Raw genomic sequence first — 23,362 nt, forward strand, 5'->3', positions numbered from 1 at the left:
CGCCGGGCGTCAGCTCGACAGATGCTCGATCGCGGCCACCGCGCCCAGGCGCGCCGACAGGCGGCCAAGCAGGGCGAGGCGGTTGTCGCGCAGCGCGGTGTCGTCGACGTTCACCATCACCTCGTCGAAGAACGCGTCCACCTGGGGGCGCAGGCGCGCCAGGCGCTCCAGTGCCGCGACGTAGTCGCCGGTGGCCAGTGCTGGCGCGGTGTCGGCCTCGGCTTCGGCGACCGCTTCGGCCAGCGCGCGCTCGGCGGGCTCGGCGAGCAGCGACGCATCGACCTGGTCGGGGCGGGTGCCCTCGGCCTTCTTCAGGATGTTGCCGATGCGCTTGTTGGCCGCGGCCAGCGCCTCGGCCTCGGGCAGTGCCGCGAACGTGCCGATGGCGGCGATGCGGCGGTCGAAGTCACGCAGCGATGCCGGGCGCAGCTCGGCCACCGCGGCGAAGTGCTGCGGCGGCACGCCGCGGTCGGCGTAGTAGCCGCGCAGGCGCTCGAGGATGAAGTCGTAGAGCTCCGTGGCCAGCGCGTCCGGCGCCGGTGGTGGCGCGGCGGGTTTGCCGGCCCTGGCCGCGTCGCCACCGGCGTCGGCTTTGGCGGCGAGCTGCGCGGCATCGACCGCCGCCATGCCGTCGACCACGTGGCGCGCCGCGAGCGCGGCCAGCGCCGGCAGGTCGAGCTCCAGCCCGCTTTCGATGACGGTACGCGCCAGGCCCAGCGCGGCGCGGCGCAGGGCGAAGGGATCCTTGTTGCCGGTCGGCTTCAGGCCCGCGGCAAAGCCGCCAGCCAGGGTGTCGAGGCGCTCGGCGATGGCCAGCACCCGGCCGGCCGCGGACGGCGCGATGGCGTCACCGGCATGGCGCGGCTGCCAGGCCTCGTCGATGGCATGCGCGAGCGCGAGGCGATCGTCGTGCGCGAGGTCGTCGAGCGAGGCGTCCTGCATCGCGTAGTAGCGGCCGGCGATGCCCTGCAGCTCGGGGAACTCGTTGACCATGCGCGACTGCAGGTCGGCCTTGGACAGCAGCGCCGCGCGTGCCGCCAGATCCGGATCCACGCCCACCGGGCGCGCGATGTCGCGCGCCAGCGCCGCCACGCGCGCGGCCTTGTCGGCCACGCTGCCCAGCCGCGCCTGGAAGGTCACGCCCGCGAGGCCGGCATTCATCGACGCCAGGCCCTGCTTCATGTCCTCGACGAAGAAGAACCGCGCGTCGGCGAAGCGCGGGCGGATCACGCGCTCGTATCCCTTGCGGATCTCGGCCTCGTCCTTCGATTCGATGTTGGCGATGCCGATGAAGTGCTCGCCGAGCCGGCCATCGGCGTCGAGCACCGGAAAGAACTTCTGGTTGGCTTCCATGGTCGCGATCAGCGCCTCATGCGGCACCGCCAGGAACCCGGCGTCGAACGAGCACGCGACCGCCTTGGGCCACTCCACCAGGCATTCCACCTCGGCGAGGTTGCCGGGCTCGATGCGCGCGCGGCCGCCGGCCGCCGTGGCCGCGGCCTCGACCTCGGCAACGATGCGCGCGCGGCGCTCCACCGGGTCCACCAGCACTTTGGCCGCGCGCATGGCGTCGACGTAGTCGCCCGGCTGGCCGATCCACACCGGCCGGTCATGCATGAAACGGTGGCCGCGGCTCATGCGGTCGGCATCGATGCCGAAGGCCTGGGCGGGCACCACCGCGTCGCCGAGCAGCACCACCAGCCAGTGCACCGGGCGCGCGAACGCGTGGCCATGCGCGCCCCAGCGCATCGGCTTGGGGATCGGCATCGCGGCGAGGGCGTCGGCGAGCACCGCGGGCAGCAGGTCGCGGGTGGCCGCGCCGGGCGTGACCGCGCGGTGCACGAAACGCTCGCCCTTCTGGTCGCTGGTGCGCTCGAGCGCGGTCCAGTCGACGCCGGCCTTCTGCGCGAAGCCCTGCAACGCGCGCGTCGGCTGGCCGTCGGCGTCGAGCGCGATGTTGAGGTACGGTCCCGGCACCTCGCTGGCCTGTTCCGGCTGCAGCACGGCCACGCCGTCGAGCAGTGCGGCGATGCGCCGCGGCGAGTACAGCGGGCGCGCGCCGGCCGTGAACGCGATGCCGCGGCGCGTGAGCGCATCCTGCACGCCGGCGAGGAACGCCTGCGCGAGGCCGGGCAGTGCGGCGACCGGGAGTTCGTCGGTGCCGAGTTCGATGAGCAGCGGTGCGGTATCGGTCATTGCTGTGCCTTGGTGCGTCAGGCGGCCGAAGCCGGGGCCTGCTTGAGGCCCGGGAAGCCCAGCTTCTCGCGCTGTGCGTGGTAGCTCTCGGCCACCGCCTGCGACAGCCGGCGCACGCGCAGGATGTAGCGCTGGCGCTCGGTGACGCCGATCGCGCGGCGCGCGTCGAGCATGTTGAAGCTGTGGCTGGCCTTCATCGCCTGCTCGTAGGCCGGCAGCGGCAGGTCGAGTGCGACGAGCTTCAGCGCCTCGGCTTCGCAGGCGTCGAAGCGGTGGAACAGCTCGGCCACGTCGGCGTGTTCGAAGTTGTAGGTGCTCTGCTCGACTTCGTTCTGGTGGTAGACGTCGCGGTAGGTCACCGGCGTGCCGTCGGGCCCGTGCGTCCACACGATGTCGAACACGTTGTCGACGTTCTGCAGGTACATGCACAGGCGCTCGAGGCCATAGGTGATTTCGCCAAGCACCGGCCGGCACTCCAGGCCACCGGCCTGCTGGAACCAGGTGAACTGGGTGACCTCCATGCCGTTGAGCCAGACTTCCCAGCCGAGGCCCCAGGCGCCGAGCGTGGGCGACTCCCAGTTGTCCTCGACCAGGCGCAGGTCGTGCACCAGCGGATCCACGCCCAGGCTTTTCAGCGAGTCGAAGTACAGCTCGACGATGTTGTCGGGGCTGGGCTTCATCGCCACCTGGTACTGGTAGTAGCGCTGCAGGCGGTTGGGGTTCTCGCCGTAGCGGCCGTCGGTCGGGCGGCGGCAGGGCTGCACGTAGGCGGCGTTCCACGGCTCCGGGCCCAGCGAGCGCAGGAAGGTCGCGGGATGGAAGGTGCCGGCACCCACCTCCAGGTCGAGCGGCTGGATCAGCACGCAGCCCTGCGCGGCCCAGAATTCGTTGAGCCGCTGGATCAGCTGCTGGAAGGTCGGTGCGGTCATGCGCGTTCGGTGCCCGGGGAAAGGCCGCGTGGCGGGGCGCGCTAGTATAGCGGCGCCCCCGCACGCCCCCATGCGGATGCCGGAGCGATGTTGCAGCCGCCTTCTCCCTTTCGCGAACACGCCGCCACGCCCTCGCCCGCACGCCTGCCGCAGGGGCGCCTGGCACTGGAGCCGGTGCTTGCCGCGCTGGTCGCCGACGGCCTGCTTGCGGAGAACGATGCCGAGCGCGCGCGCACCGCGTCGCGCCAGGCGCGCGCGCTGGACGGCATCCATCCGCTCGTGCTGCTCGCCAACCTCAAGCTGCCCGCGCGCGTGCCGGTGGGCACCGACCTCAGCCTCGAACGGCTGTCGCAGTGGCTGGCCGGTGTGTGTGGGCTGCCCTACCTGCGCATCGATCCGACCCGCGTCGACGTGGCGGTGACCACGGCGCTGGTGTCGCAGGCCTACGCGCGGCGCCACCGCATCCTTGCCGTCGAAGTCACCCCGACACACGCGGTGCTCGCGACCAGCGAGCCGCTGGATACCGCCTGGCTGCCGGACCTGCAACGCCTGCTGCGCCGCGAAGTCTCGCTGGTGGTCGCCAACCCGCTCGACATCGGCCGCTATGCGATGGAGTTCCACGGCGTCACGCGTTCGGTGCGCGGCGCGCGCGACAACCGCGAGGGTGGCGACGCCGGGCTGCCGAGCTTCGAGCAGCTGGTGGAGCTGGGCCGCGCCGGCGACGTCAACGCCGACGACCAGCACGTGGTGCACATCGTCGACTGGCTGCTGCAGTACGCCTACGAGCAGCGCGCCAGCGACATCCACCTCGAGCCGCGGCGCGAGGCCAGCCAGGTGCGGTTCCGCATCGACGGCATGCTGCACAAGGTGTTCGAACTGCCGCCGCCGGTGATGGTGGGCGTGGTGAGCCGGGTCAAGGTGCTCGGGCGCATGGACCTGGCCGAGCGCCGGCGCCCGCAGGACGGGCGCATCAAGACGCGCTCGCCGGGCGGGCGCGAGGTCGAGATGCGCCTCTCCACCATGCCCACCGCGTTCGGCGAGAAGTGCGTGCTGCGCATCTTCGACCCGGACACCGCGTTCAAGCCGCTCGAGGCGCTGGGTTTCGACGCCGGCGAGGCCGCGGCCTGGAACGACCTCACCACGCGCCCGCACGGCATCGTGCTGGTCACCGGGCCGACCGGCTCGGGCAAGACCACGACGCTGTATTCCACGCTCAAGCGCCTGGCCACGCCGGACCTCAACGTGTGCACCGTCGAAGATCCGATCGAGATGATCGCGCCCGAGCTCAACCAGATGCAGGTGCACAACGCGATCGACCTGGGCTTCGCGCAGGGCGTGCGCACGCTGCTGCGCCAGGACCCGGACATCATCATGATCGGCGAGATCCGCGACCTCGACACCGCGCAGATGGCGGTGCAGGCCTCGCTGACCGGCCACCTGGTGCTGTCCACGCTGCACACCAACGATGCGCCCTCGGCGGTCACGCGCCTGCTCGACCTCGGCCTGCCGCATTACCTGATCGCGTCCACGCTCAACGGCGTGCTGGCGCAGCGCCTGGTGCGCACGCTGTGCCCGCACTGCAAGGTGCCGGCGGAGGTGCCCGCGGACGACTGGCGCGCGCTGCTCGGCGAAGGCGCGCGCATCCCCGAGGGCACCCCGTTCGGCCCGGTCGGCTGCCTGGAATGCCGCAACACCGGCTACTACGGCCGGGTTGGCCTGTACGAACTGATGCCGGTGTCACCCGCCCTGCGCGCGAAGATCAGCGCCGACATGGACCTCGCCGGCTTCGCCCGCGCGGGTGCCGCGGAAGGCCTGCGCACGCTGCGCATGGCCGGCGCCGAGAAGGTCGCGCAGGGCCTCACCACGATTGCCGAGGTCGTCTCGGTGCTGCCGCCGCGCGAGTAGCGGCGTGTCCATGGATCAATGCCGATGAGTCGCCGCCACGCCCCCTTCCTGGTCCTCGAGACCGGCCGCCCGGTCGCGTCGATGCGCCGCCACGGCCGCTTCCCGCACTGGATCCGCACCGCGGCCGGACTCGCGCCCGGCGAGGTGACGGTGGTCGACGTGCAGGCCGGTGCCACGCCGCCGTCGCACCGCGGCTTTGCCGGGATCCTGGTCACCGGGTCCGGCGCGATGGTCAGCGACCGCGAGGACTGGAGCGAGCGCAGCGCCGACTGGCTGGGCACCGCGGCGCGCGCCGGTACCCCGGTGTTCGGCATCTGCTATGGCCACCAGCTGCTGGCGCACGCGCTGGGCGGCGCGGTCGGCGACAACCCGCGCGGCCGCGAGATGGGCACCGTGGCCGTGGACCTGCACCCGCAGGCGGCGGACGACCCGCTGTTCGCGGGCCTGCCGCCGACCATCCTCGCCCAGGCCACGCACCTGCAGAGCGTGCTGGCGCCGCCCGACGGCGCCACCGTGCTGGCTGCGTCCGCGCTCGACGATTGCCACGCGTTCCGCTGGGGCGATGCGGCCTGGGGCGTGCAGTTCCACCCCGAGTTCAGCGGCACCCACATGCGCGGCTACATCCATGCCCGCCGCGATGCGCTGGCCGGCGAGGGCCACGACCCGGTGGCGGTGCGCGACGCGGTCAGGGCGGCACCGCGCGCGCGCGACGTGCTGCGTCGCTTCGTGCGCCACGCGCGGCGCGGCGCGGCCGTCGGGCAGGCGGCCGTCCAGTAGAATGTCGCCTGGGTGGCGACCGCCACGGATACGCTGGGGACGGGGAAAGGCATGACCACGCGCGCGATGGGCCCGGTTGCGGGTTTCGGCTGGCTGAAGCAGGCGATCAACCAGGGGGGTGGCAACCCAAAGGCGGTGTTCGGCGGCGCCGGGCTGCTGATGCTGGTCGCGCTGGTCCCCACCCTGGTGCAGATCGTGGTGCAGGGTGGCATGGGTGCGGTCAGCGCGACGGCGACCGTGGGGCTGCTCGGCTTTTCGGTGCTGTATTCGCTGCTGGTCATGGGCCCGCTCTTCGCCGGCTACCTGCGCCTGCTGCACGCCAACGAGTCCGGCGCGCCGGTGCACGCCACCTCGATCTTCCAGATCTTCCAGGCGGGCCAGGGCGCGGGCCGGGTGATCGGGGTGCTGCTGCTGGTGCTCGTGCTCGGCCTGCTGCTGTTCGGCGCCATCGCGCTGGCGTTCGGCGGCGACTTCTTCGCCGAGATGGCGGTGGTGATGCAGGCGCTTGAGTCGGCGGAGCCGGGCGAGGCACCGGTGATCCCGGCGCTGCCCAGCGGCACCGGCACGCTGTTCGCGCTGCTGTTCATCGTCGGGGTGTTCTTCAACGGCTTGTACTCGCTCGCCCTGGGCCAGGCCGCGCTGGGCCGCGCGGGCGTGGGCCAGTCGCTGGCCGATGGCCTGCTGGGCGCGCTGAAGAACCTGCTGCCGCTGCTGGTGCTGACCGTGGCGGTGCTGGTGGCCGGGCTGATCGCCCTGTTCGTGCTGGCGCTGGGCGTGGCCCTGCTCATGGCGCTGGGTTCGTTCATCAATCCGGCGCTGGGCATGGTGCTGGCGGCACCGCTGTATTTCGCGGCGATGGTCGCGCTGTACGTGGTGATGTTCGGCGTGATCTATGCGATGTGGCGCGACATCTGCGGTGGCGGCGTGGACACGGCGGCCGGCGGCGGGCACGAAGTCGCCGCCTGAGCCGCCGGCTCAACCCGGCGCGCGCTGCAGCGCGGCGCGCAGCACGCCACCCGCCGCGGACACCAGCCAGATGTTCGCCGCGAGCGTCGCGGCCGCGAGCAACCACAGCCATGCGCCTGCCCAACCGGGCATGCGCGCCGGTGCGTCGTCGGCCAGGCACACGCGCGTCCGGCTGATGCGGTCGTGCAGCGCGGCATGGCGCGGCGGCAGCGCCGCGAGCAGATGGCCGAGGTTGAGCGTGAGCCAGGACAGGCCGCCGGCGAGGAAGCGCACCAGCAGGGACGTGATGCCCGGCGGCTGGCCCGCCGCATCCACCACGCGCAGGCCGAGCGCGCGCTTGCCGGGCGTCGCCTGCCAGGGCGTGCGCTCGAAGCCGACGCACCACGCCAGCCAGGCGACCACGAACGCCGCCAGCGGCGGCAGCAGCATCGCGGACAGGGCCGACTCCACCCCGTGTGCCGCGGCCAGCAGTTCCGGGTCGCGCAACCAGCCCTGGGCCAGCGCAAGCGGCGACTCCAGGGTCTGCAGCGCGTCGGCCATGCGCAGGACAGTGGCTTCGAGCAGCGTGTCGGTCGCGGCGCCGAGCGCGCCGATCGAACGCCGCAGCGGGTTCCAGACAACGCCCAGCACCGGCAACGCCACCAGCGCGGCATCCAGGCTCCACGCCGCGGCGCGCCGCCAGAAGCCGGCGGGTCGCATCAGCCGCTGCCGTCGCCCGCCGCGGGCGCGCGTCGCGACACCGCGCGCGCCGCCAGGATCCCCGCCTCGTACAGCAGGCACATCGGGATCGCCAGCATCAGCTGCGAGATCACGTCCGGCGGGGTGATCACCGCCGCCAGCACGAAGATGCCGACGATCGCGTAGCCGCGCGACTCGCGCAGCTGCGCCGGCGTCACCCAGCCCAGCAGCACCAGGATCACCAGCGCCACCGGCAGCTCGAAGCTGATGCCGAACGCCAGGAAGATCACCAGCACGAAATCGAGGTAGGCGTTGATGTCGGTCATCATCGCCACGCCCTCGGGCGTCACCGCGGTGAGGAAGCTGAACACCGACGGCAGCACCACGAAGAACGCGAACGCGCAGCCGGTATAGAACAGCAGCAGGGACGTCGCGAGCAGCGGCAGCGCCAGGCGCTTCTCGCGGCGGTACAGACCCGGCGCCACGAACGCCCAGGCCTGGTACAGCAGCCACGGCATGCTCACCACCAGCGCGGCGAAGAACGCGAGCTTCAGCGGCGCGAAGAACGGCGAGGCGACTTCGACCGCGATCAGGTGCGCGCCTTCGGGCAGCTTGTCGATCAGCGGCTGCGCCAGCAATGCGTACAGGCGGTTGGCGAACGGCAGCAACGCCAAGAGCGCCACGCCGAAGCCGACCAGGCCGCGGATGATGCGCGCGCGCAGCTCCAGCAGGTGGTCGAACAGCTGGCTTTCGCCGCTATCGGTCTCCGCGGACATGCGCGTCTCCCGCGGCAGGGGGCGCGTCGCCGTTGCTGGCGCCCGGATCCGACGCGTCGTCTCCGCGCACCGGCCCGTCGTGGGCGACGTCGCGTGCGGGCCCGTGCGCATCCGCCGGCTCCGGGTCCGCGTCGGCGGCCGCAGCGGGCGCTGCGGGGTGTGCCCACGGCTCGATCGCGTCGCTGACTTCATCGCGCATTCGTTCGAAATCGCGCTGCATCTCGTCGCCGCCGGCGCGCACGCGGTCGCGCAGGCTGCCCGCGGCTTCGCGGGTCTCGTGGATGCTGCGTTTCAGCTCCTCGGCGGCGAGTTCGCGCTCGAGTTCGGACTTCACCGAATACCACTGCGCACGCGCACGGCGCACCCATAGCCCGGCGAAGCGCGCCGCCTTGGGCAGCCGTTCGGGGCCGAGGACCACCAGGGCGACCACTGCGATCAGCAGCAACTCGCCAAAGCCGAGGTCGAACATGTGTGCGTTCGCGAAGCGCCGGCCCGGGGGCTCAGCGCTTGACGCTGTCGTCGTGCTGGTCGGGGGCCTTGTCGCTTTCGCGCGACTGGTCACTCGGGCGCGACTGGTCGCCGAGCTGGCCGGCCGGCTTGTCGTCGTCGTCGGACATGCCCTTCTTGAAGCCCTTCACCGCTTCGCCCAGGTCGCGGCCGGCGCCGCGCAGGCGCTTGGTGCCGAAGATCAGCAGCACGACCACCAGCACGATGATCCAATGCCAGATGCTGAAACTGCCCATGCTGCTCTACCTGGAATGCGTCGGGCGCTCAGGATAACAAGACGCCCCGCGCGACGCGTGCCGGCGGGGCGTGCGCGCTCACCAGCCCGGTTCGGGGAGCGGCTCGGGCAGCGATTCGGGCAGCGGCTCGGCAAGCACCGGGCTGTCCTCGACCGGTTCGAACGCGGAAGGCGCCGCCAGCGTGTTGCCCGCGTCGATGGGCCGGGTGTCGACCACCGCGGTGCCGGCAGCGGCCGGCAGGGTGGCCGGGGCCGTGCGGGGCGCGCCCGCGGTCGTGCCGCGGTTGCTGCGCGCCAGCGCGGTGGCTTCTTCCAGGCGGTCGCGGAAATCCACGACCGCGGCCGACGGCTGGCCCCTGGCACGGCCCTCGAAGATCATCCGCGGCGTGGTGTCGCGGCCGTAGACGGACTCGTTGGCGGAGTCGTCGATCGACAGCACCGCGCCGTCGAGCGCCACGCCGGCGAACAGGCCGCGCGCGCGCGACCACGACCAGATCTCGGCCTTGAGTTCGCCGTCGGTGGCGGTGGAGGCATTGCGGCCGAGCGGGCCGGCAGCCACCGCGGCGTCGGCGCCGAGGGTGAACTTGCCGTTGACGATCGATTCCAGGCCGCGGTCGCTGCGGAACACCAGCACCACGTCGGCCGACTGCACGCCGGCCTGGAAGCCGATGCTGCCGCCGGTGAGGGTCACGAAGCTCGGGTTGGACCAGGTGCCGTCGGGATTCTTGACCGACATCAGCCCGCGGCCGCGGCGGCCGCCGAGCACCAGGCCGGCCTTGATGGTGTCGGGCACCACCACGATCGCGCGGGCCTCGTCGAACAGCTTGTCCGGGATCCCCGACTCCGGAATCTGCTGGATGTCGGTCAGCACGCGCACGGCGTTCAGCGCGCGCGCATCCTGGTCCGGCCCGGCAACGGCGGGCGCGGCGACGAGGGCGAGCGCGAGCGCGGCGGCAAGCGCGGGCAAGCGGAGCTGGTTACGCGTGGCGGACATGGCGGACTCCGGAAAGGGATGGCACGAGGATGCGGCGGGCGGCGCACGATGTCGACCGCGTCGCGCAGGCCGTCAGGCTATGCGCGCGGCGATGAATCGGCGATGAGGCGGCGAACCCGTAAACTGCAGCCTGTTGCCGAACGCCACGCGCATCCCGCGAAGCCATCCCCCATGACCGAATCCCATCCCGCCGCCGGCGACACGCTGTTGCTGGTCAATCTCGGTACGCCCGCCGCGCCGACGCCCGAAGCGATCCGCACCTACCTCGGCGAATTCCTGTCCGACCCGCGCGTGGTCGCGCTGCCGCGCTGGCTGTGGCAGCCGATCCTGCGCCTGGCGGTGTTGCCACGGCGCTCGAAGGCGGTCGCGCACAAGTACGAACAGGTGTGGATGGACGGCGGCTCGCCGTTGGCGGTGCATACGCGCCGGCTGGCAGAAGCGGTGCAGGCGCGCATGCCCGGCGTGCGCGTGGTGCACGCCATGCGCTACGGCGCGCCGGTGCTGGCCGACGCACTCGCTGCCGTGCGTGATGCCGGTGGACGCGCGCTGGTGCTGCCGCTGTATCCGCAGTACTCCACCACCACCACCGCCTCGGTGGTCGACGTGGTGGAGCGGGTGATGCCGGCCGCGCAGGTGCGCGTGGTGGACGAGTATTCCGTCGATCCCGGCTGGGTGGACGCGGTGGCCGCATCGATCCGTGCGCACTGGCAGGCCAACGGCCGCGGCGAACTGCTGCTGTTCTCGTTCCACGGCATTCCGCAGCGGCTGGTGGATGCCGGTGATCCCTACGAACGCCAGTGCCACGCCGGTGCACGGGCGATCGTCGCCGCGCTCGGACTCGAGGACGGCGAATGGAAGACGGCGTTCCAGTCGCGCTTCGGCGCGGGCGCGTGGCTGAAGCCGGCGACCGACGCCACCGTGCGCGCGCTGGCGCAGGCGGGCACGCGCCGCGTCGACGTGGTCTGCCCCGGTTTCTCGGCCGACTGCCTGGAGACGCTCGAGGAGATCGCGATCCAGAACGCGGAGCTGTTCCGCGAACATGGCGGCAAGACACTCGCCTATATCCCCTGCCTAAACGACGCGCCGGCGCATGCGGACGCGATCGCGGCGATCGCCGCGCGCGAACTGGCAACCTGGCGCTGATGGAAGCCTTCGAACTCGACGTGCCGTTGGGCAAGGTGCGCGGCCTGCGCGCCGGAACGCCCGGTGCGCCGCCGGTGCTGGCGCTGCATGGCTGGCTCGACAACGCCGCGAGCTTCATCCCGCTCGCACCGCACGTTCCCGGCGTGGACCTGCGCGCGGTCGACCTGCCCGGGCATGGCGCCAGCGACCACCTCGGCGCGGGCGCCGACTATTCGTTCGCCGGTGCCGTGCATTCGGTGCTCGACATCGCCGACGCGCTCGGCTGGGCGCGCTTCGCGCTGCTCGGCCATTCGATGGGTGCCGGTATCGCCAGCCTCGTGGCGGCGGCATGCCCGGAGCGGGTGACGCGGCTGGTGGCGATCGAGGCGCTGGGTGCGCTCTCGGAAACCCCGGACAACACCGTGTCCCGGCTGCGCCAGGCGGTGGGCGCGACGCGCGCGCTGCCCGCCAAGCGCCTGCGGGTGTTCCCCGACCTCGAAGTCGCGGTGCGCGCGCGCATGCAGGCCAACGGCCTCACCGAGCCGGTGGCGCGGCTGCTGGTGGAGCGCGGCGTGGTGGCGGTGGAGGGTGGCTGGAGCTGGAGCAGCGATCCGCGCCTGACCCTGCCGACCATGGTGCGCATGACCGAGGCGCAGGTCGACGACCTGGTGGCCGGCATCACCTGTCCGACGCGGGTGGTGTTCGCCGACCCCGCGCAGGCCTACCTGCCCGATGCGCTGCGCCGCGCGCGCGCAGCGCGCCTGCCCGATGGCGACGTGACCATCATCGCCGGCAGCCACCACCTGCACATGGAAGACCCGCAGGCGGTGGCCGACGCGATCGGCGACTTCCTCGTCCGTTGAGCGCGCCGCTGCCGCCCGTCAACGCAGGGAGATGGTGTCCACGGACAGCAGCACGCGCAGCGCCGCCTTGAGCTGGCGTCCCTCGCTGCGGAAGTAGTCGCGCTCGGCGCGCCAGCCCGGGCAGCGCGCCTCGACCTCGTGCCAGAACGCCGGGGAATGATCGGCGCGCAGCAGGTGGCAGAGCTCGTGCACCAGCACGTATTCGAACGCGGAGGGACGGCCGAGCACCAGCGCCAGGTCGAGCGCGAGCGTGCCGTCCGGCGCCAGCGAGCCCCACTGCGAGGACATCGGTTTCAGGCGCAGGCGCGCGGGCGCGCGCGGCAGTCCGGGCAGGTAGCCGGGCAGCCAGCGGCCGACGTCGGCGCGCGCTTCGCTCTCGTAGAACTCGCGCAGTGCGCGGCGCAGCGCGGTGCCGCCGCCACGCGCGGTATCGCGGAACACGAGGCCGTCGGCATCGCGCACCACGCAGGCGAAGCGTCCGCGCTCCCAGCGCAGGGGCAGCAGTTCGCCCCGCAACGGAAGCGTGTCGGTGACGCCGCGCTGCAGCGGCGTGATGTGGTCGATGGCGTGCGCCCGCAGCTGCGCCTGCAGCCAGTCGCTGTGTTCGCGCAGGAAGCGTTCGCCCGCGTCCAGGCTGGCGCGCGGCGGCAGCGTCAGGCGCGCGCCGCGTTCATCGACCGACAGGCGCACGCGGCGCGCGCGCGGATCGCGCACGCGCAGCACATCGATGGAGCTGCCATCGTCCATCGCGAGCGCGACGGTGTCGCGCTGGACGTTGCGGGTGCCCGGTGCAATGGACTTCGGAAGCAGCAGGCGGAGCAGGGACGACATGCGCGCATTCTACCGGTGCGCGCACGCAACGCGCACGCGCGACGGATGCGCGCGCGCCGTTGCGATGCACGCGTTCAGGCGTCGACGCGCGACAGCTTGAGCGCGGGCTCCAGCACTTCGAACAGGCGGCGCACCTCCGCCGACATCAACGCGAACTGCGCGTCGAGTTCGGCGCGCTGGTCGGCACGGTCGCCGCTGTCGAGCTGGTCGACCACGCCGTCGAGGAACTTCAGCTTGCGCACCACCAGGTCTTCGCCGAGCACGAACGACACGTGGTCGTCGAGGGTGAGCGCCAGGCGCGTGACCTGCTTGCCGGCCTCCAGGTGGTGGGTGATCTCGTCGCTGCCGAGGTCCTGGCGCTGGCACTTCACCACCGCGCCCTTGTCGTTGGCGTCCTTCATCTCGCATTCCTCGCCGAGCGTCAGGCCGTCGGGAAGCGTCTCGCCGGCGATCCAGCCGGTGAGCACGCTGCGCGGCGCGACTTCCGCGTTCAGCGGCAGTGCCGGGAAGCTGCCCAGCGCCTCGCGAAGCTGCGACACCACCGCCTCGGCGCTCTTGCGCGACGAGGAGTCGACGATGCACAGGCCGTTGCGCAGGTCGATCATCGCGTCGGTGCGGGTCGGGCGCACGAACGCGCGCGGCAGCAGCTCGTGCACCAGGTCGTCCTTCAGGCGCTTGCGCGCGCGCCCGCCCGGACGGCGGCCTTCGCGTTCTTCCAGCTCGTCGAGCTTGCGCGCGAGCATGTCGTTGACCACCGCCGACGGCAGCAGGCGGTCCTCGCCGCCCACGGCGACCCAGATGGCGTCGGGCACGCGGTGCGCGAGCGCTTCGGTGTCGCGGCCGAGCGGCGCGACGAAGCCGCGCGAGGAGAGTTCCAGCGGGCCGACCGGCTTCAGCGGCTGCGCGGCGAGCGCGTCATCGAGTGCGGCAAGATCGAGCGAGGTGGGGAAGCGGAACAGCGTGAGGTTGCGAAAGAACATGCGGGGGCAATCCAGGATCGGTGTGTCGGGGGCAATGGCGCGTCGTTCCCGCGTGTGCGGGAAGCCGGCCATCGTGCGTGGGGTCAGTGCTCGGTACGGGGTGCGGGCCCGGAATCGCCGCAGCCGAGGCCGGCGAAGTCGAACAGCGCCGGGTCGCCCAGTTGCGCGGGGCGGACGTCGCCCAGGGCGCGCGCGATCTGGTCGATGCGGCCGGGCGACGCGCGCTCCCAGTCCGCCATCATCCGCTGCACCTGCACGCGCTGCAGGTTCTCCTGCGAGCCGCACAGGTTGCAGGGAATGATCGGGAAGCGCATGGCGTCCGCATACGCGGCGATGTCGGCCTCGGCCACGTAGGCCAGCGGGCGGATCACCACGTGGCGGCCGTCGTCGCTCAGGAGCTTGGGCGGCATGCCGGCGAGCTTCGCGTGGAAGAACATGTTGAGGAAGAACGTCGCCACCATGTCGTCGCGGTGGTGGCCCAGCGCGATGCGCGTGAATCCATGCTCGGCCGCGTGCGCGTACAGCGCGCCGCGGCGCAGGCGCGAGCACAGTGCGCACATGGTCCTGCCTTCCGGCACCACGCGCGCGACCACCGAGTAGGTGTCCTGCTCGATGACGTGGAAGTCCACGCCGCGCGCGCGCAGGTAAGCGGGGAGCACATGCGCCGGAAACCCGGGCTGCTTCTGGTCGAGGTTGACCGCGGTGAGCGAGAACGACACCGGCGCCTTCTTCTGCAGCTGCAGCAGGATGTCCAGCAGGGTGTAGCTGTCCTTGCCGCCGGACAGGCACACCATCACCCGGTCGCCGTCCCCGATCATGCCGAAATCGGCGATTGCGCGGCCGACCTGGTGGCGCAGGCGGCTGGCCAGCTGCGCTGCCGGTGCGTCGGCGCGCGGCTTGCGCGGGGTCGGGGTGGCGAGGGGCAGGACGGTACTCATCAGCGGGCCATTCTACCGGCTGCCCACCGTCGGGCCGCGGCCGTCGCGCCGGCGCCGCCCGCCGTGTAATCTCGAGCGCAGATGCATCCGCCGGACACCACCGAACTGGCCCGCCTCACGCAACGCCTCGTCGCGCTGCGCGTCGAACACCGTGACCTCGACCTGGCCATCGAGCGCCTGCACATCGACATCCAGACCGATGAACTGGTCCTCAAGCGCCTGAAGAAGCGCAAGCTGCAGATCAAGGACTGCATCGAGCGGATGGAGTCGGCGCTGATTCCCGACCAACCCGCCTGAGCCGCGGCGGGCCGTCACCAGCGCAGCGTCAGGGCAGCGCTGCTGCGCCAGTAGCGACAGGCATCGGCGTCGAGGTGCCGGCGCCCCCGCGCCGCCGAGAGTGCGCGCCGGTCAGCGCGCGGGCGGGTCGTCCGTCGCGGCGGCGGGCTCCGGCGCAGCCGGGCCCGGCTGCGGCACGGGTTTGACCGCCTCGGGGCTGATCTTCTCGATGGTGTGGCGCAGCTCGCGGCCGAGGATGACCTTGGCGTCCTTGGCCCAGGTGTCCAGGCGCTGGTCGAAGGCGAGCTTGCTGTTGTGGTCCAGCTTCACCAGGCCGAGCTCGCGCAGCTTCTGGATGAAGCCGCGGAACAGCGTCTTGTCGAAGAACTCCGGTGCCGCCGGCGCGTACAGCAGGCTCAGGCGCTGCGCCGCCAGCTGGCACAGGGTTTCCAGTTCGCCGGTGCCGAGCGCGCCGGAGCCGTTCTTGGCCAGCACCGAAATCGCGATGTAGTAGCGCTCGAACGCCTGCTGCAGCGGATGGCCGAGCGCGCGCAGGCGGAAGACCTCGTCGGACTGCCCCGGGTGGCGGGCGAGGATGCCGCCGTCGTCGTCGCCGACGCGCTCCAGCAGGCCCTCGCGGATGAACAGCGCGATGGTCTGGTCGATGCGCGCGGCAAAGCCGTCCTCGTCCCAGGGCAGGAACAGTTCGCCCTGCAGGAACGGGTACATCGCGCGGCCGATGCGCAGCAGGCTGTCGCGCGCCATGCGCCGATTGTGCAGGAAGCAGCACGCGATCCACGCCGAAGCAGTGAACAGATGCACCACGTTGTTGCGGAAGTACGACAGCAGCACCGCGGTATCGCCGTTCACGCGCAGCACGTCGCCAAGCGGATGCGCCACGCGGTGCAGCACGCCGATCTCCTCGCCGTGGGCGATGATCTGCTCCGGCGCGTGCGGGGTCACGGTGACCAGCGGGCTGTAGGGCACCTCGGCCAGCAGCTTCTTCGACAGCACGATCTGCGCGACCAGGTCGGCCTCGCCCATCGCGTGCTTGGGCGTGGACAGCAGGGCCAGCGCCAGCAGGTTGATCGGGTTGACGTCGGCGGCGGAGTTGACGCGCTCCTGGATGCGCTGCGCGGTGGCATCGACCGTGGTCGACAGCCAGGCGGGTTTTTCCTCGTCGGGCAGGGGCTTGCCGTCCCAGGCGGCGGCGTGTTCGGCCAGCATGTCGGCGAGCGCGATCGGCTGGCCGAAATTCACCACCACCTGGCCGTAGTTCTGCCGCAGCACCTTGGGGATGCCCCACAGCAGGGCCCAGATGGACTCGCCCTGCTTGGGCTTGCCGGACAGCTCGTCGAGGTAGCTGTTGCCCTCCATCAGCTTCTCGTAGCCGATGTACACCGGCTGGAACAGCACCGGCCGCGTCGGCTGGCGCAGGAACGCGCGCACCGTCATCGCCACCATGCCGCCCTTGGGTTGCAGCAGGCGCCCGGTGCGCGAACGCCCGCCCTCGATGAAGTACTCGATGGAGTAGCCGCCGGCCACCAGTTGCGCCACGTATTCCGTGAACACCGCCGAGTACAGCGCGTTGCCGCGGAAGCTGCGGCGGATGAAGAACGCGCCACCCTTGCGCAGGATGGTGCCGATCACCGGCAGGTTGAGGTTGATGCCCGCGGCGATGTGCGGCGGCACGATGCCGCGCGTGTACAGCAGGTAGCTGAGCAGCAGGTAGTCCATGTGGCTGCGGTGGCAGGGCACGTAGACCACTTCATGGCCCGGGGCCGCGGCCTTGAGGTTGTCGAGGTGGTGCACCAGCACGCCGCGGAAGATCCGGTTCCACACCGTGGACAGCAGGAAGCTGGCGGAACGCACCACGGGATGCGCATAGTCGGCCGCGATCTCGTAGGCATAGCCGTGCGCCTTCTTCCAGGCCTCGGCCTGGGCCTTGTCGCCGGGCGCGCCCTCGCGCCGCGCCTGGTCGGCGATCGCGTCGCGCACCGGCTGCGCGGACAGCACCTTGTCGACCAGCAGGCGGCGCGTGGAGAGGTCCGGACCGATCACCGCCGCGCGGATGCGGTTGAAGTGCGTGCGCAGCACGCGCGAGAGCTTGCGCACCTCGCGTTCGGCATCGAGGCCTTCGGCAATCACGCCCTGCAGGTCGATCGCCGGCGAGAACCGCACCAGGGTGTCGCGGCCGTTGAGCAGGATCGCCAGCAGCCTGCGGAAACGGCCGACGATGGTCCAGTTCTCCGAGAACAGCACCGAGAACCAGCCGCTGTTCTTGTCCGGCGAGCGCCCGACGAAGATCGACACCGGCACCAGCTGCACGTCGAGGGAGGGATCCAGGCGGTGCGCCGCGAGCAGGCGGGCGAGCGAGTCGGAATGGTTCTTCTTCGGCGGCTTCGGCTGCTGGGTGGCGATCTGCGTCGCCAGCGCCAGGGCATTGCCGGCATTGCGTCGCGACAGCGCCACGTAGGCACGCTTGCGGCCCAGCGGATCGCCCGGCAGCGGCCGCAGTGGCGATGGCAGGCCGGCCTCGCGGCAGGCGCGGTCCAGGATCAGGGCGTTGGACAGGCCGTAATCCTCGAGGACATAGCAGACCAGGCGCGTGTCGATGCCGGCGCCCGGGGACGCCGGCTCGATCTTGAGCCCGATCCATGGCGCGAGCATGCCGCCAAGCAGCCGCGCCCGGAGCGAACGCTGCGCACGCGGCGCGGCGCGCGGGCGGGCGGGGGCGCGCAGGACGTCCGCATCGCCGGGCTGCACCGTGTCGCGCGCGTCGCTTCCGTGGCGTGTGTCCGGCGCGGCGGCACCAGGCACGGGATCCTCCTGCGCCGCAGCGCCGGGGACATCCGTGCTGTCGGGCCTTGCGGGCTCCGGGCTGCTGTCGAACAGGGAAGGTTGGTCAGGCATCTTCGGCATTATGCCCAAGCGCGCCGATCGCCCGGTCGCCCGCGTTCAGGGTGCGGCGGCCGGGCCGTCGGGCAGCGGCGCGGTCCGCTGCGGGCTGGCGGGGCGGGCCGGGACGCCCGCGGCGGCCTGGGCGTGGCGCAGGAAGTCGCTGACGTACCACTGGCCGCCCAGGCGTTCGACCGGGATCAGCGCATCGATCGGGTCGCCGGCGAGCAGGTAACGCAGGCGGACCTCGGCGTAATCGCCGGCCTGCATGTGCAGGCTCGCCTCCAGCCCGTCCAGGCTGTCGTCAACGCCCAGCCCGTAGCCGGCGAGCACCGCCTTCGCCTCGCCACTGAAGCGGCCGATGCGACGCAGCGTGGCGTCCATGCCGAGCGCCGACCAGGCCTCCTTGTCGGCGTTGTCCAGTTCCGCCGCACGGGCCGCGGCCGCCAGGCGCGCGATGGCCGCGTGCGCGCGTGCGCGGTCGGCCAGCGGCGCGCGTTGTGCCCAGCGTGCCGCGGCGGTCACCAGCTGCGCGTAGTGGGCGCGTTCGGCGGGGCTGAAATCACCCTGGTGATCCACGTACTGAACGCCGAACACCCCGAGCGTGGTCGCGGCGGCGCGGATCTCACCGCCCGCACCCGAGAACTGGCGGTCGAAGTCCTTGCGCAGCGCGGTGTCCGCGTCCGGCGCGGCGAGCGCGGCGAGCACCGACGGGATGCGGTCATTGAAGGGCAGCTCGTCCAGCGGCCAACGGCTGCGGCCGTCGCGCCAGGCCCGTTCCAGGCGGGTGTGCAGCGCGGGAGGCACGGCGTCACGCGCGAAGGCGGCAAAATCGTTGTCGCGCAGGTGCCGGCTCAGCAGCTGCACCGCCAGCACCGGACGACTGGTATCGCCGCGCCCGGCCGCCGTGGCGGGTGCCTCAGCCGCGGGCTTGCAGGCCGAGACCGCGCAGGCCAGCGCGGCGGCTGCGAACACGCGCAGCAGGATGGTTCGTGGTGGCGGCACGTGGCGTCCCTCCCCGGAAGCTGCTGGCATCTTGGCCGCGCGCCGACGCCGGCGGCAAGCGCGGACGGCTCAGAGGTCGCGCACGACCCAGCCATGCGGGTTGGCGGCGGCGCCGCTGTCGATGGCCGCCTCGGCCACCCTGTCGGGCGGGTACCCGGCGGCCCAGGCCGCGGCAATCGCCGCCAGGCGCTCGCGGGTGACGCGCGTGTAGGCGCCCTCGAGCTCGTTCTGCGCGTCGGCGGCGAGCTTCTGCGGGTACAGCGTGCGCGCATCGTCGCTGCGGTTGAGCATGGTGATCATGCGCGCCAGGCTGTTCCGGAACGTGTCTGCGGACAGCGCCGTGCGCTGGGTGCGCTGCAGGTGCCAGACCGTGAGGTATTCGACCGGCCCCAGCATGCGCCGTGGCGTGGCACCGAAGAAATGCCCGGACAGCGCGCTGGCCGCCATGGGCGCGCCATGGTCGGGGAGGCCGGTCGCGCCCCACGAACTCAGCGCGCCGCCGGGGAGGTCCATGCGCCGCAGGGCGGTGCCGAAGGTCTCGGCGAGGATGCGCTGCGCGCGCTCGTCGTCGCTCTCCGCCACCACCCCCACCAGGCGCAGGAACAGCGGGTACTGCTCCTCGCCCAGCCGGCGCACCAGGCGCTTGAGCACGGCCAGCCGGTACTCCGGATCGGCGTGCGCGGCCAGCGCCGAGACCAGGCGGTCGGCCGCGGTCCGCAGGGCGGCCGGGGTGGGCAGGGGGTCGGTCATGGCGCCGGCATTATCACGGCCTGGCGCGGCGGGCAGCCAGTCGCCGCCGTGCACGGGATTCAGGCGAAGGCGTCGAGGACGGCGTCGACGGCGTGTTCGGCGGCCTGCGCCAGCGGCATGCCGCCCAGACTCGCCTCCAGCGCCAGGTCCCCGGCCAGCAGGCGGTCGTGGCCGGACTCCCACGCCGGGGCATTGAGCATGTACTCGCCGGCATCGGCCTGCGGGGTCGGTGCAACCTCGGCTTCGACCAGCGGTACGGTGCCCTGGACCTCATGCGCGTCCCCGCCCTGCTGGCGACGGAGGTCGTCGAGCGGGCTGTCGATCCGGTGCAGGGCGGAGGCGACGTCGAGGCGCGAATCGGGGCCGGTGATGCTCATTGCGCTGCGTGGAACCTGCACGGACGAGGGGCGATGCCGGAACTCTACGCCCCCACCCCGCGCATGCCAGCTCGGGGCAACCCTAGATGGCGCGGGCCTGGCGGGCGCGCATGGTAGCGTGCACCGGCACTGCAGGCAGGGAACGGGATGGCGAAGGATCAGGGCGCCGACAAGACCGAGCAGCCCACTTCCAAGAAGCTGCGTGACGCGCGCAAGGACGCCAACGTCACCAAGAGCAAGGAGCTGACCAGCACCGTGCTGGTGCTCGGCTGGCTGGTGGGCGCGTGGATGATGCTCGACTTCATGTGGGACCGCATGCGCCAGCTGTTCGAGGCCAGCGTGGCCTCGATCGGCCGCCCGTTCGCCGAGGCGCTGCCCGATGTCGGCATGCTCGCCGTCTGGACCCTGCTGTGGCTGTGCCTGCCGCTGCTGCTGCTGGCGGTGTTCCTGGGCCTGGTGACCGAGTTCCTGCAGACGGGGCCGGTGGCGAGCATGAAGAAGCTCACCCCGGACCTGGCCAAGCTGAACCCGGTCGAGGGCATCAAGAAGATGTTCTCGATGGACAACCTGGTCGAGCTGGTGAAGGCGTTCTTCAAGAGCGCAGGCCTGATCTTCATCGGCGGCTTCGTGCTGTACGGCATGCGCCACAGCCTGCTGCTGCTGCCGCATGCCCCGCCCGAGGCGATGGCCACCGCGATCTGGCACGGCCTGCTGCGCATCGGCATCTGGACGATCTTCGTGTTCTTCTTCGTCTCGGTGCTCGACGCCTGGTACCAGAAGTTCTCCTACCTCAAGCAGCTGCGCATGAGCCGCCGTGACATCCGCCAGGAGGTCAAGGAGAACGAGGGCGACCCCTACATCAAGCAGCGCCGCAAGCAGTTGCACCAGGAGTGGTCGCAGCAGACGATGCTCAATGCCGTGCGAGGATCCAATGTCGTCGTGACCAATCCCACCCACATCGCCGTCGCGCTGCAGTTCGAGTCCGGGGTCAACGACCTGCCGGTGGTCGTCGCCAAGGGCGAGGGCCACCAGGCCGAGGAGATCAAGCGCGCCGCCGAAGAGGCCGGCGTGCCGATCCTGCAGAACATCCCGCTGGCGCGCGGGCTCAACGAGAAGGTCGCGCTGGACGAGTACATCGGCGGCGAGTTCTTCGACGCCGTGGCCGAGGTGCTGCACTGGGCCGAGGGCATCCGTCGCGGCGACTGAGCCCGGCGGCGCGGGTCAGGTCAGGTGCCGAAGGCCTGCTGCAGCACGCCGAGCAGATGGCGGTTGCTGCCCAGGCGCTCCAGCACGATCTCGATGTACACGCCCAGCAGCATCAGGATCAGCGCCGTGGCCAGCCAGGCCTTGATCGGGAGCGTCAGCGCGAACACGTTGAGCTGCGGCGCGTAGCGGTTCACCAGCCCGAACGACAGGTCGATGATCAGCAGGATCACCATGATCGGCGCGGCCATCACCAGGACCGCCGTCATCATGTAGCTGAACTGGCCGACGAACAGGTTCATGCCGGCGGCCGGCAGGTCGGGGAAGTACGACGTGACCGGCCACAGCAGGTAGCTCGACATCAGCAGGTCGAGGAACACCAGGAACGCGCCGCTGGCCATGAACAGCCACGCTGCCAGCTGCGACAGGAACTCGCCGTGCACGGTGACGGTGTGGCCCTGGATGGGATCGAACACCGACGCCATCGACATGCCGACCTGGGTGTCGACCACGTTGCCGACCGCGCCGATCGCCCAGAACACGATGCCGAAGCAGAAGCCGATCGCCACGCCGATGAACAGCTCCTTGAGCACGATCACCGGCCACTCGGCCGCGCCCAGCGACTCCATCGGCATGCCGGCCAGCGCGACGGGCAGGGCGATGATGGCCAGGCTGACCATGAAGCTGTTGCGCACCATCGCCGGCACCGTCTGCTGGGTCATCAGCGGCAGCACCACGAACGCGCCCACCACGCGCGGCAGCGTCAGCGCGAGCGCCAGCAGGGGATTGCCGAGAAAGTCGAACACGCGCTACTGCCGCACCAGTCCCGGGAAGTCGCGGAAGATCCGGTCGGCGTAGCTGTACAGCGAGCCGCCGATCAGCGCCGCGGTCACGAACAGCATCAGCACGATCGCCAGGAACTTGCAGGCGTAGGCGAACGTCTGCTCCTGCAGCTGGGTGGCCGCCTGCAGGAACGCGATCACCAGCCCCACCAGCGCCGCGGCGCCGATCGGCGGCCCCGACAGCAGCATGGTCAGGAACAGCGCCTCCCTGGTGAGCTCCAGGACCTCGTTCACTACCAGGCGCTCCCGTAGGTCAGCACCAGGCCGTGCACCAGCTTGGCCCAGCCGTCGATCAGCACGAACAGCAGCAGCTTGAACGGCAGCGAGATGGTGGTCGGCGAGAGCATCATCATGCCCAGGGCCAGCAGGATGTTGGCCACCACCAGGTCGATCACCAGGAACGGCAGGAAGATCAGGAAGCCGATCTGGAACGCCGCCGCCAGCTCGCTGACGGTGAACGCCGGCACGACCACGATGAAGTCGTCGACGTCGAGCTCGTCGCGGCGCTCGGCGGGCATCAGCCGCTGCGCGCTGCGCAGGAAGAACGCCCGCTCGGCATCATTGGAGTGGTTGATCAGGAAGCCGCGCAGCGGCTCCTTGCCGGCATCCAGGATGCCCAGCATGCGTGCCGCATCCATCGGGCCGTCGGCGGCGGGCTTCGCTGCCGGCGTGCCGACCGCGGTTACCACCACCGGCCCGCCGTCGCCGGCCTGCGCGTCGCCGCTTCCGTCAGGCTCGCCGGCGCCGGGTTCCTCGCTGCCGTTGCGCACGTTGGCGAACAGCGGGCCGCGCCGTGGCGCGGGTGGCGCCTGGGCATCAGGCTCCGCGGCGCCCTGCGCGGCCGTGCCCGCGGCGATCGCCTCGGCCTCGGCACGCAGCGCATCCGCCGCGGCCGGGCTGGCGGGCGGCGGTTCGGCCGCTGTGGCCGCGGGCGCCGCCGCGGGACCGCCCGCCGCCCGCTCCGCGCGGAGGCGTTCCAGTTCGCGGTTCGCCGCGCGCTGCGCGCGTCCCGCCGCGCGTGCCTCCAGTTGCGCCTGCACCGATGCCGGCGGCGGCTTGCCTTCCATGTAGGCCGTCACCGATGCATGCGTCTCCAGCAGCACCGGATGCATCACGTAGATCGACAGCACGATCGCCAGGCCGTTGATGACCACGTTGGGCGGCACCTGCTGCAGGCCGAGCGCATTGCGCAGCAGGCTCAGCACCACCACGATCTTGGTGAACGAGGTCACCATCACCGCGACAAAGGGCGCGAGGCCGATGAACACCACGGTGACAAGGACAACCGCGGGGGAGAACGTGGTGAAGTCCATG

General features: G+C 71.6%; 24 protein-coding genes and 1 pseudogene. 7 read left to right on the top strand and 18 right to left on the bottom strand.

The features are described 5' to 3' along the window. Nucleotides 1-9 precede the first annotated feature (9 nt). Both glyS and glyQ read right to left on the bottom strand, forming a co-directional pair. Nucleotides 10-2,196, bottom strand: coding sequence for a glycine--tRNA ligase subunit beta (gene glyS, locus H5368_RS09830; RefSeq protein WP_182824116.1), 2,187 nt, complete (start codon nucleotides 2,194-2,196; stop codon nucleotides 10-12). 17 nt (nucleotides 2,197-2,213) lie between these two features. After that, on the bottom strand, nucleotides 2,214-3,125 hold the full coding sequence (gene glyQ / locus H5368_RS09835) for a glycine--tRNA ligase subunit alpha (RefSeq protein WP_182824118.1): 912 nt from the start codon (nucleotides 3,123-3,125) through the stop codon (nucleotides 2,214-2,216). A gap of 87 nt (nucleotides 3,126-3,212) precedes the next feature. On the opposite strand from glyQ, the gene H5368_RS09840 reads away from it, so the two are divergent. From H5368_RS09840 to H5368_RS09850, 3 genes are read left to right on the top strand one after another with little or no spacing between them, the layout of a single operon-like run. Further along, on the top strand, nucleotides 3,213-5,030 hold the full coding sequence (locus H5368_RS09840; RefSeq protein WP_182824120.1) for a GspE/PulE family protein: 1,818 nt from the start codon (nucleotides 3,213-3,215) through the stop codon (nucleotides 5,028-5,030). A gap of 24 nt (nucleotides 5,031-5,054) precedes the next feature. Next, nucleotides 5,055-5,807, top strand: coding sequence for a glutamine amidotransferase (locus tag H5368_RS09845; RefSeq protein WP_182824122.1), 753 nt, complete (start codon nucleotides 5,055-5,057; stop codon nucleotides 5,805-5,807). Nucleotides 5,808-5,858: 51 nt separating this feature from the next. Then, complete coding sequence (locus H5368_RS09850) at nucleotides 5,859-6,773, top strand: hypothetical protein (protein ID WP_182824123.1); 915 nt, start codon at nucleotides 5,859-5,861, stop codon at nucleotides 6,771-6,773. Nucleotides 6,774-6,782: 9 nt separating this feature from the next. Here H5368_RS09850 and H5368_RS09855 read toward each other — a convergent pair whose 3' ends face one another. The 5 genes from H5368_RS09855 to H5368_RS09875 all read right to left on the bottom strand — a co-directional run bounded on the left by H5368_RS09855 (nucleotide 6,783) and on the right by H5368_RS09875 (nucleotide 9,963). Continuing rightward, nucleotides 6,783-7,472 (bottom strand): RDD family protein, encoded by a 690-nt coding sequence (locus H5368_RS09855; RefSeq protein ID WP_182824125.1) that lies wholly within the window; start codon nucleotides 7,470-7,472, stop codon nucleotides 6,783-6,785. Next, the gene (gene tatC / locus H5368_RS09860; protein ID WP_182824127.1) at nucleotides 7,472-8,227 is read right to left on the bottom strand and encodes a twin-arginine translocase subunit TatC; all 756 of its coding nucleotides are present in this window, start codon (nucleotides 8,225-8,227) and stop codon (nucleotides 7,472-7,474) included. The genes H5368_RS09855 and tatC overlap by 1 nt, the downstream gene beginning before the upstream one ends. After that, nucleotides 8,208-8,696, bottom strand: coding sequence for a Sec-independent protein translocase protein TatB (tatB, locus tag H5368_RS09865; RefSeq protein ID WP_182824129.1), 489 nt, complete (start codon nucleotides 8,694-8,696; stop codon nucleotides 8,208-8,210). Before tatB ends, tatC begins: the two co-directional genes overlap by 20 nt. Nucleotides 8,697-8,727: 31 nt before the next feature. Beyond that, nucleotides 8,728-8,970, bottom strand: a complete 243-nt coding sequence (gene tatA / locus H5368_RS09870; RefSeq protein WP_182824131.1) for a Sec-independent protein translocase subunit TatA — start codon at nucleotides 8,968-8,970, stop codon at nucleotides 8,728-8,730. Nucleotides 8,971-9,048: 78 nt separating this feature from the next. Next, nucleotides 9,049-9,963 carry a lipid-binding SYLF domain-containing protein gene (locus H5368_RS09875; RefSeq protein ID WP_182824133.1) on the bottom strand — a complete coding sequence of 305 codons (915 nt, stop codon included), beginning with the start codon at nucleotides 9,961-9,963 and terminating at the stop codon, nucleotides 9,049-9,051. A gap of 171 nt (nucleotides 9,964-10,134) precedes the next feature. On the opposite strand from H5368_RS09875, the gene hemH reads away from it, so the two are divergent. Continuing rightward, nucleotides 10,135-11,106 carry a ferrochelatase gene (gene hemH, locus H5368_RS09880; RefSeq protein WP_182824135.1) on the top strand — a complete coding sequence of 324 codons (972 nt, stop codon included), beginning with the start codon at nucleotides 10,135-10,137 and terminating at the stop codon, nucleotides 11,104-11,106. Continuing rightward, a complete protein-coding gene (locus H5368_RS09885; RefSeq protein WP_182824137.1) occupies nucleotides 11,106-11,948 on the top strand; it encodes an alpha/beta hydrolase in 843 nt (280 codons plus the stop codon). The genes hemH and H5368_RS09885 overlap by 1 nt, the downstream gene beginning before the upstream one ends. An 18-nt stretch (nucleotides 11,949-11,966) precedes the next feature. Here the strand turns inward: H5368_RS09885 and H5368_RS09890 are convergent, their stop codons facing one another. The 3 genes from H5368_RS09890 to ttcA form a co-directional block, all read right to left on the bottom strand. Then, entirely contained in the window at nucleotides 11,967-12,779 is an 813-nt protein-coding gene (locus tag H5368_RS09890) for a SprT family zinc-dependent metalloprotease (RefSeq protein WP_182824139.1), read from the bottom strand. 74 nt (nucleotides 12,780-12,853) lie between these two features. Beyond that, a complete protein-coding gene (locus H5368_RS09895) occupies nucleotides 12,854-13,759 on the bottom strand; it encodes a recombination-associated protein RdgC (protein ID WP_182824141.1) in 906 nt (301 codons plus the stop codon). Nucleotides 13,760-13,842: 83 nt separating this feature from the next. Further along, nucleotides 13,843-14,697, bottom strand: a complete 855-nt coding sequence (gene ttcA / locus H5368_RS09900) for a tRNA 2-thiocytidine(32) synthetase TtcA (protein WP_182824143.1) — start codon at nucleotides 14,695-14,697, stop codon at nucleotides 13,843-13,845. Nucleotides 14,698-14,778: 81 nt separating this feature from the next. On the opposite strand from ttcA, the gene H5368_RS09905 reads away from it, so the two are divergent. Then, a complete protein-coding gene (locus tag H5368_RS09905) occupies nucleotides 14,779-14,994 on the top strand; it encodes a YdcH family protein (RefSeq protein ID WP_182824145.1) in 216 nt (71 codons plus the stop codon). A 111-nt stretch (nucleotides 14,995-15,105) separates the two neighbouring features. Here the strand turns inward: H5368_RS09905 and plsB are convergent, their stop codons facing one another. From plsB to H5368_RS09925, 4 genes are all read right to left on the bottom strand, one after another. Further along, the gene (gene plsB / locus H5368_RS09910) at nucleotides 15,106-17,895 is read right to left on the bottom strand and encodes a glycerol-3-phosphate 1-O-acyltransferase PlsB (RefSeq protein WP_182824147.1); all 2,790 of its coding nucleotides are present in this window, start codon (nucleotides 17,893-17,895) and stop codon (nucleotides 15,106-15,108) included. A gap of 36 nt (nucleotides 17,896-17,931) precedes the next feature. Further along, entirely contained in the window at nucleotides 17,932-18,876 is a 945-nt protein-coding gene (locus tag H5368_RS09915) for a hypothetical protein (RefSeq protein ID WP_182824149.1), read from the bottom strand. Between the two features lie 69 nt (nucleotides 18,877-18,945). Next, complete coding sequence (locus H5368_RS09920) at nucleotides 18,946-19,626, bottom strand: hypothetical protein (protein ID WP_182824151.1); 681 nt, start codon at nucleotides 19,624-19,626, stop codon at nucleotides 18,946-18,948. A 59-nt stretch (nucleotides 19,627-19,685) separates the two neighbouring features. Continuing rightward, the gene (locus tag H5368_RS09925; RefSeq protein ID WP_182824153.1) at nucleotides 19,686-20,003 is read right to left on the bottom strand and encodes a hypothetical protein; all 318 of its coding nucleotides are present in this window, start codon (nucleotides 20,001-20,003) and stop codon (nucleotides 19,686-19,688) included. A gap of 147 nt (nucleotides 20,004-20,150) precedes the next feature. Between H5368_RS09925 and sctU the strand changes: the two genes are divergently transcribed. After that, nucleotides 20,151-21,209: a type III secretion system export apparatus subunit SctU gene (sctU, locus tag H5368_RS09930; RefSeq protein ID WP_182824155.1), complete on the top strand. Its 1,059-nt coding sequence runs from the start codon at nucleotides 20,151-20,153 to the stop codon at nucleotides 21,207-21,209. A 20-nt stretch (nucleotides 21,210-21,229) separates the two neighbouring features. Here sctU and sctT read toward each other — a convergent pair whose 3' ends face one another. The 4 genes and pseudogenes from sctT to H5368_RS09950 form a co-directional block, all read right to left on the bottom strand. After that, the gene (gene sctT / locus H5368_RS09935) at nucleotides 21,230-22,012 is read right to left on the bottom strand and encodes a type III secretion system export apparatus subunit SctT (protein ID WP_182824157.1); all 783 of its coding nucleotides are present in this window, start codon (nucleotides 22,010-22,012) and stop codon (nucleotides 21,230-21,232) included. 3 nt (nucleotides 22,013-22,015) lie between these two features. Further along, nucleotides 22,016-22,282 (bottom strand): type III secretion system export apparatus subunit SctS, encoded by a 267-nt coding sequence (sctS, locus tag H5368_RS09940; RefSeq protein ID WP_220486625.1) that lies wholly within the window; start codon nucleotides 22,280-22,282, stop codon nucleotides 22,016-22,018. After that, nucleotides 22,282-23,115, bottom strand: a complete 834-nt coding sequence (locus H5368_RS09945; RefSeq protein ID WP_182825232.1) for an EscR/YscR/HrcR family type III secretion system export apparatus protein — start codon at nucleotides 23,113-23,115, stop codon at nucleotides 22,282-22,284. Before H5368_RS09945 ends, sctS begins: the two co-directional genes overlap by 1 nt. Continuing rightward, nucleotides 23,116-23,361 (bottom strand): annotated as a pseudogene (locus H5368_RS09950) (hypothetical protein); the annotation flags it as partial. Nucleotide 23,362: the final 1 nt, after the last annotated feature.

Source organism: Luteimonas sp. MC1782 (assembly GCF_014164605.1).
Classification (GTDB): Bacteria; Pseudomonadota; Gammaproteobacteria; order Xanthomonadales; family Xanthomonadaceae; genus Luteimonas.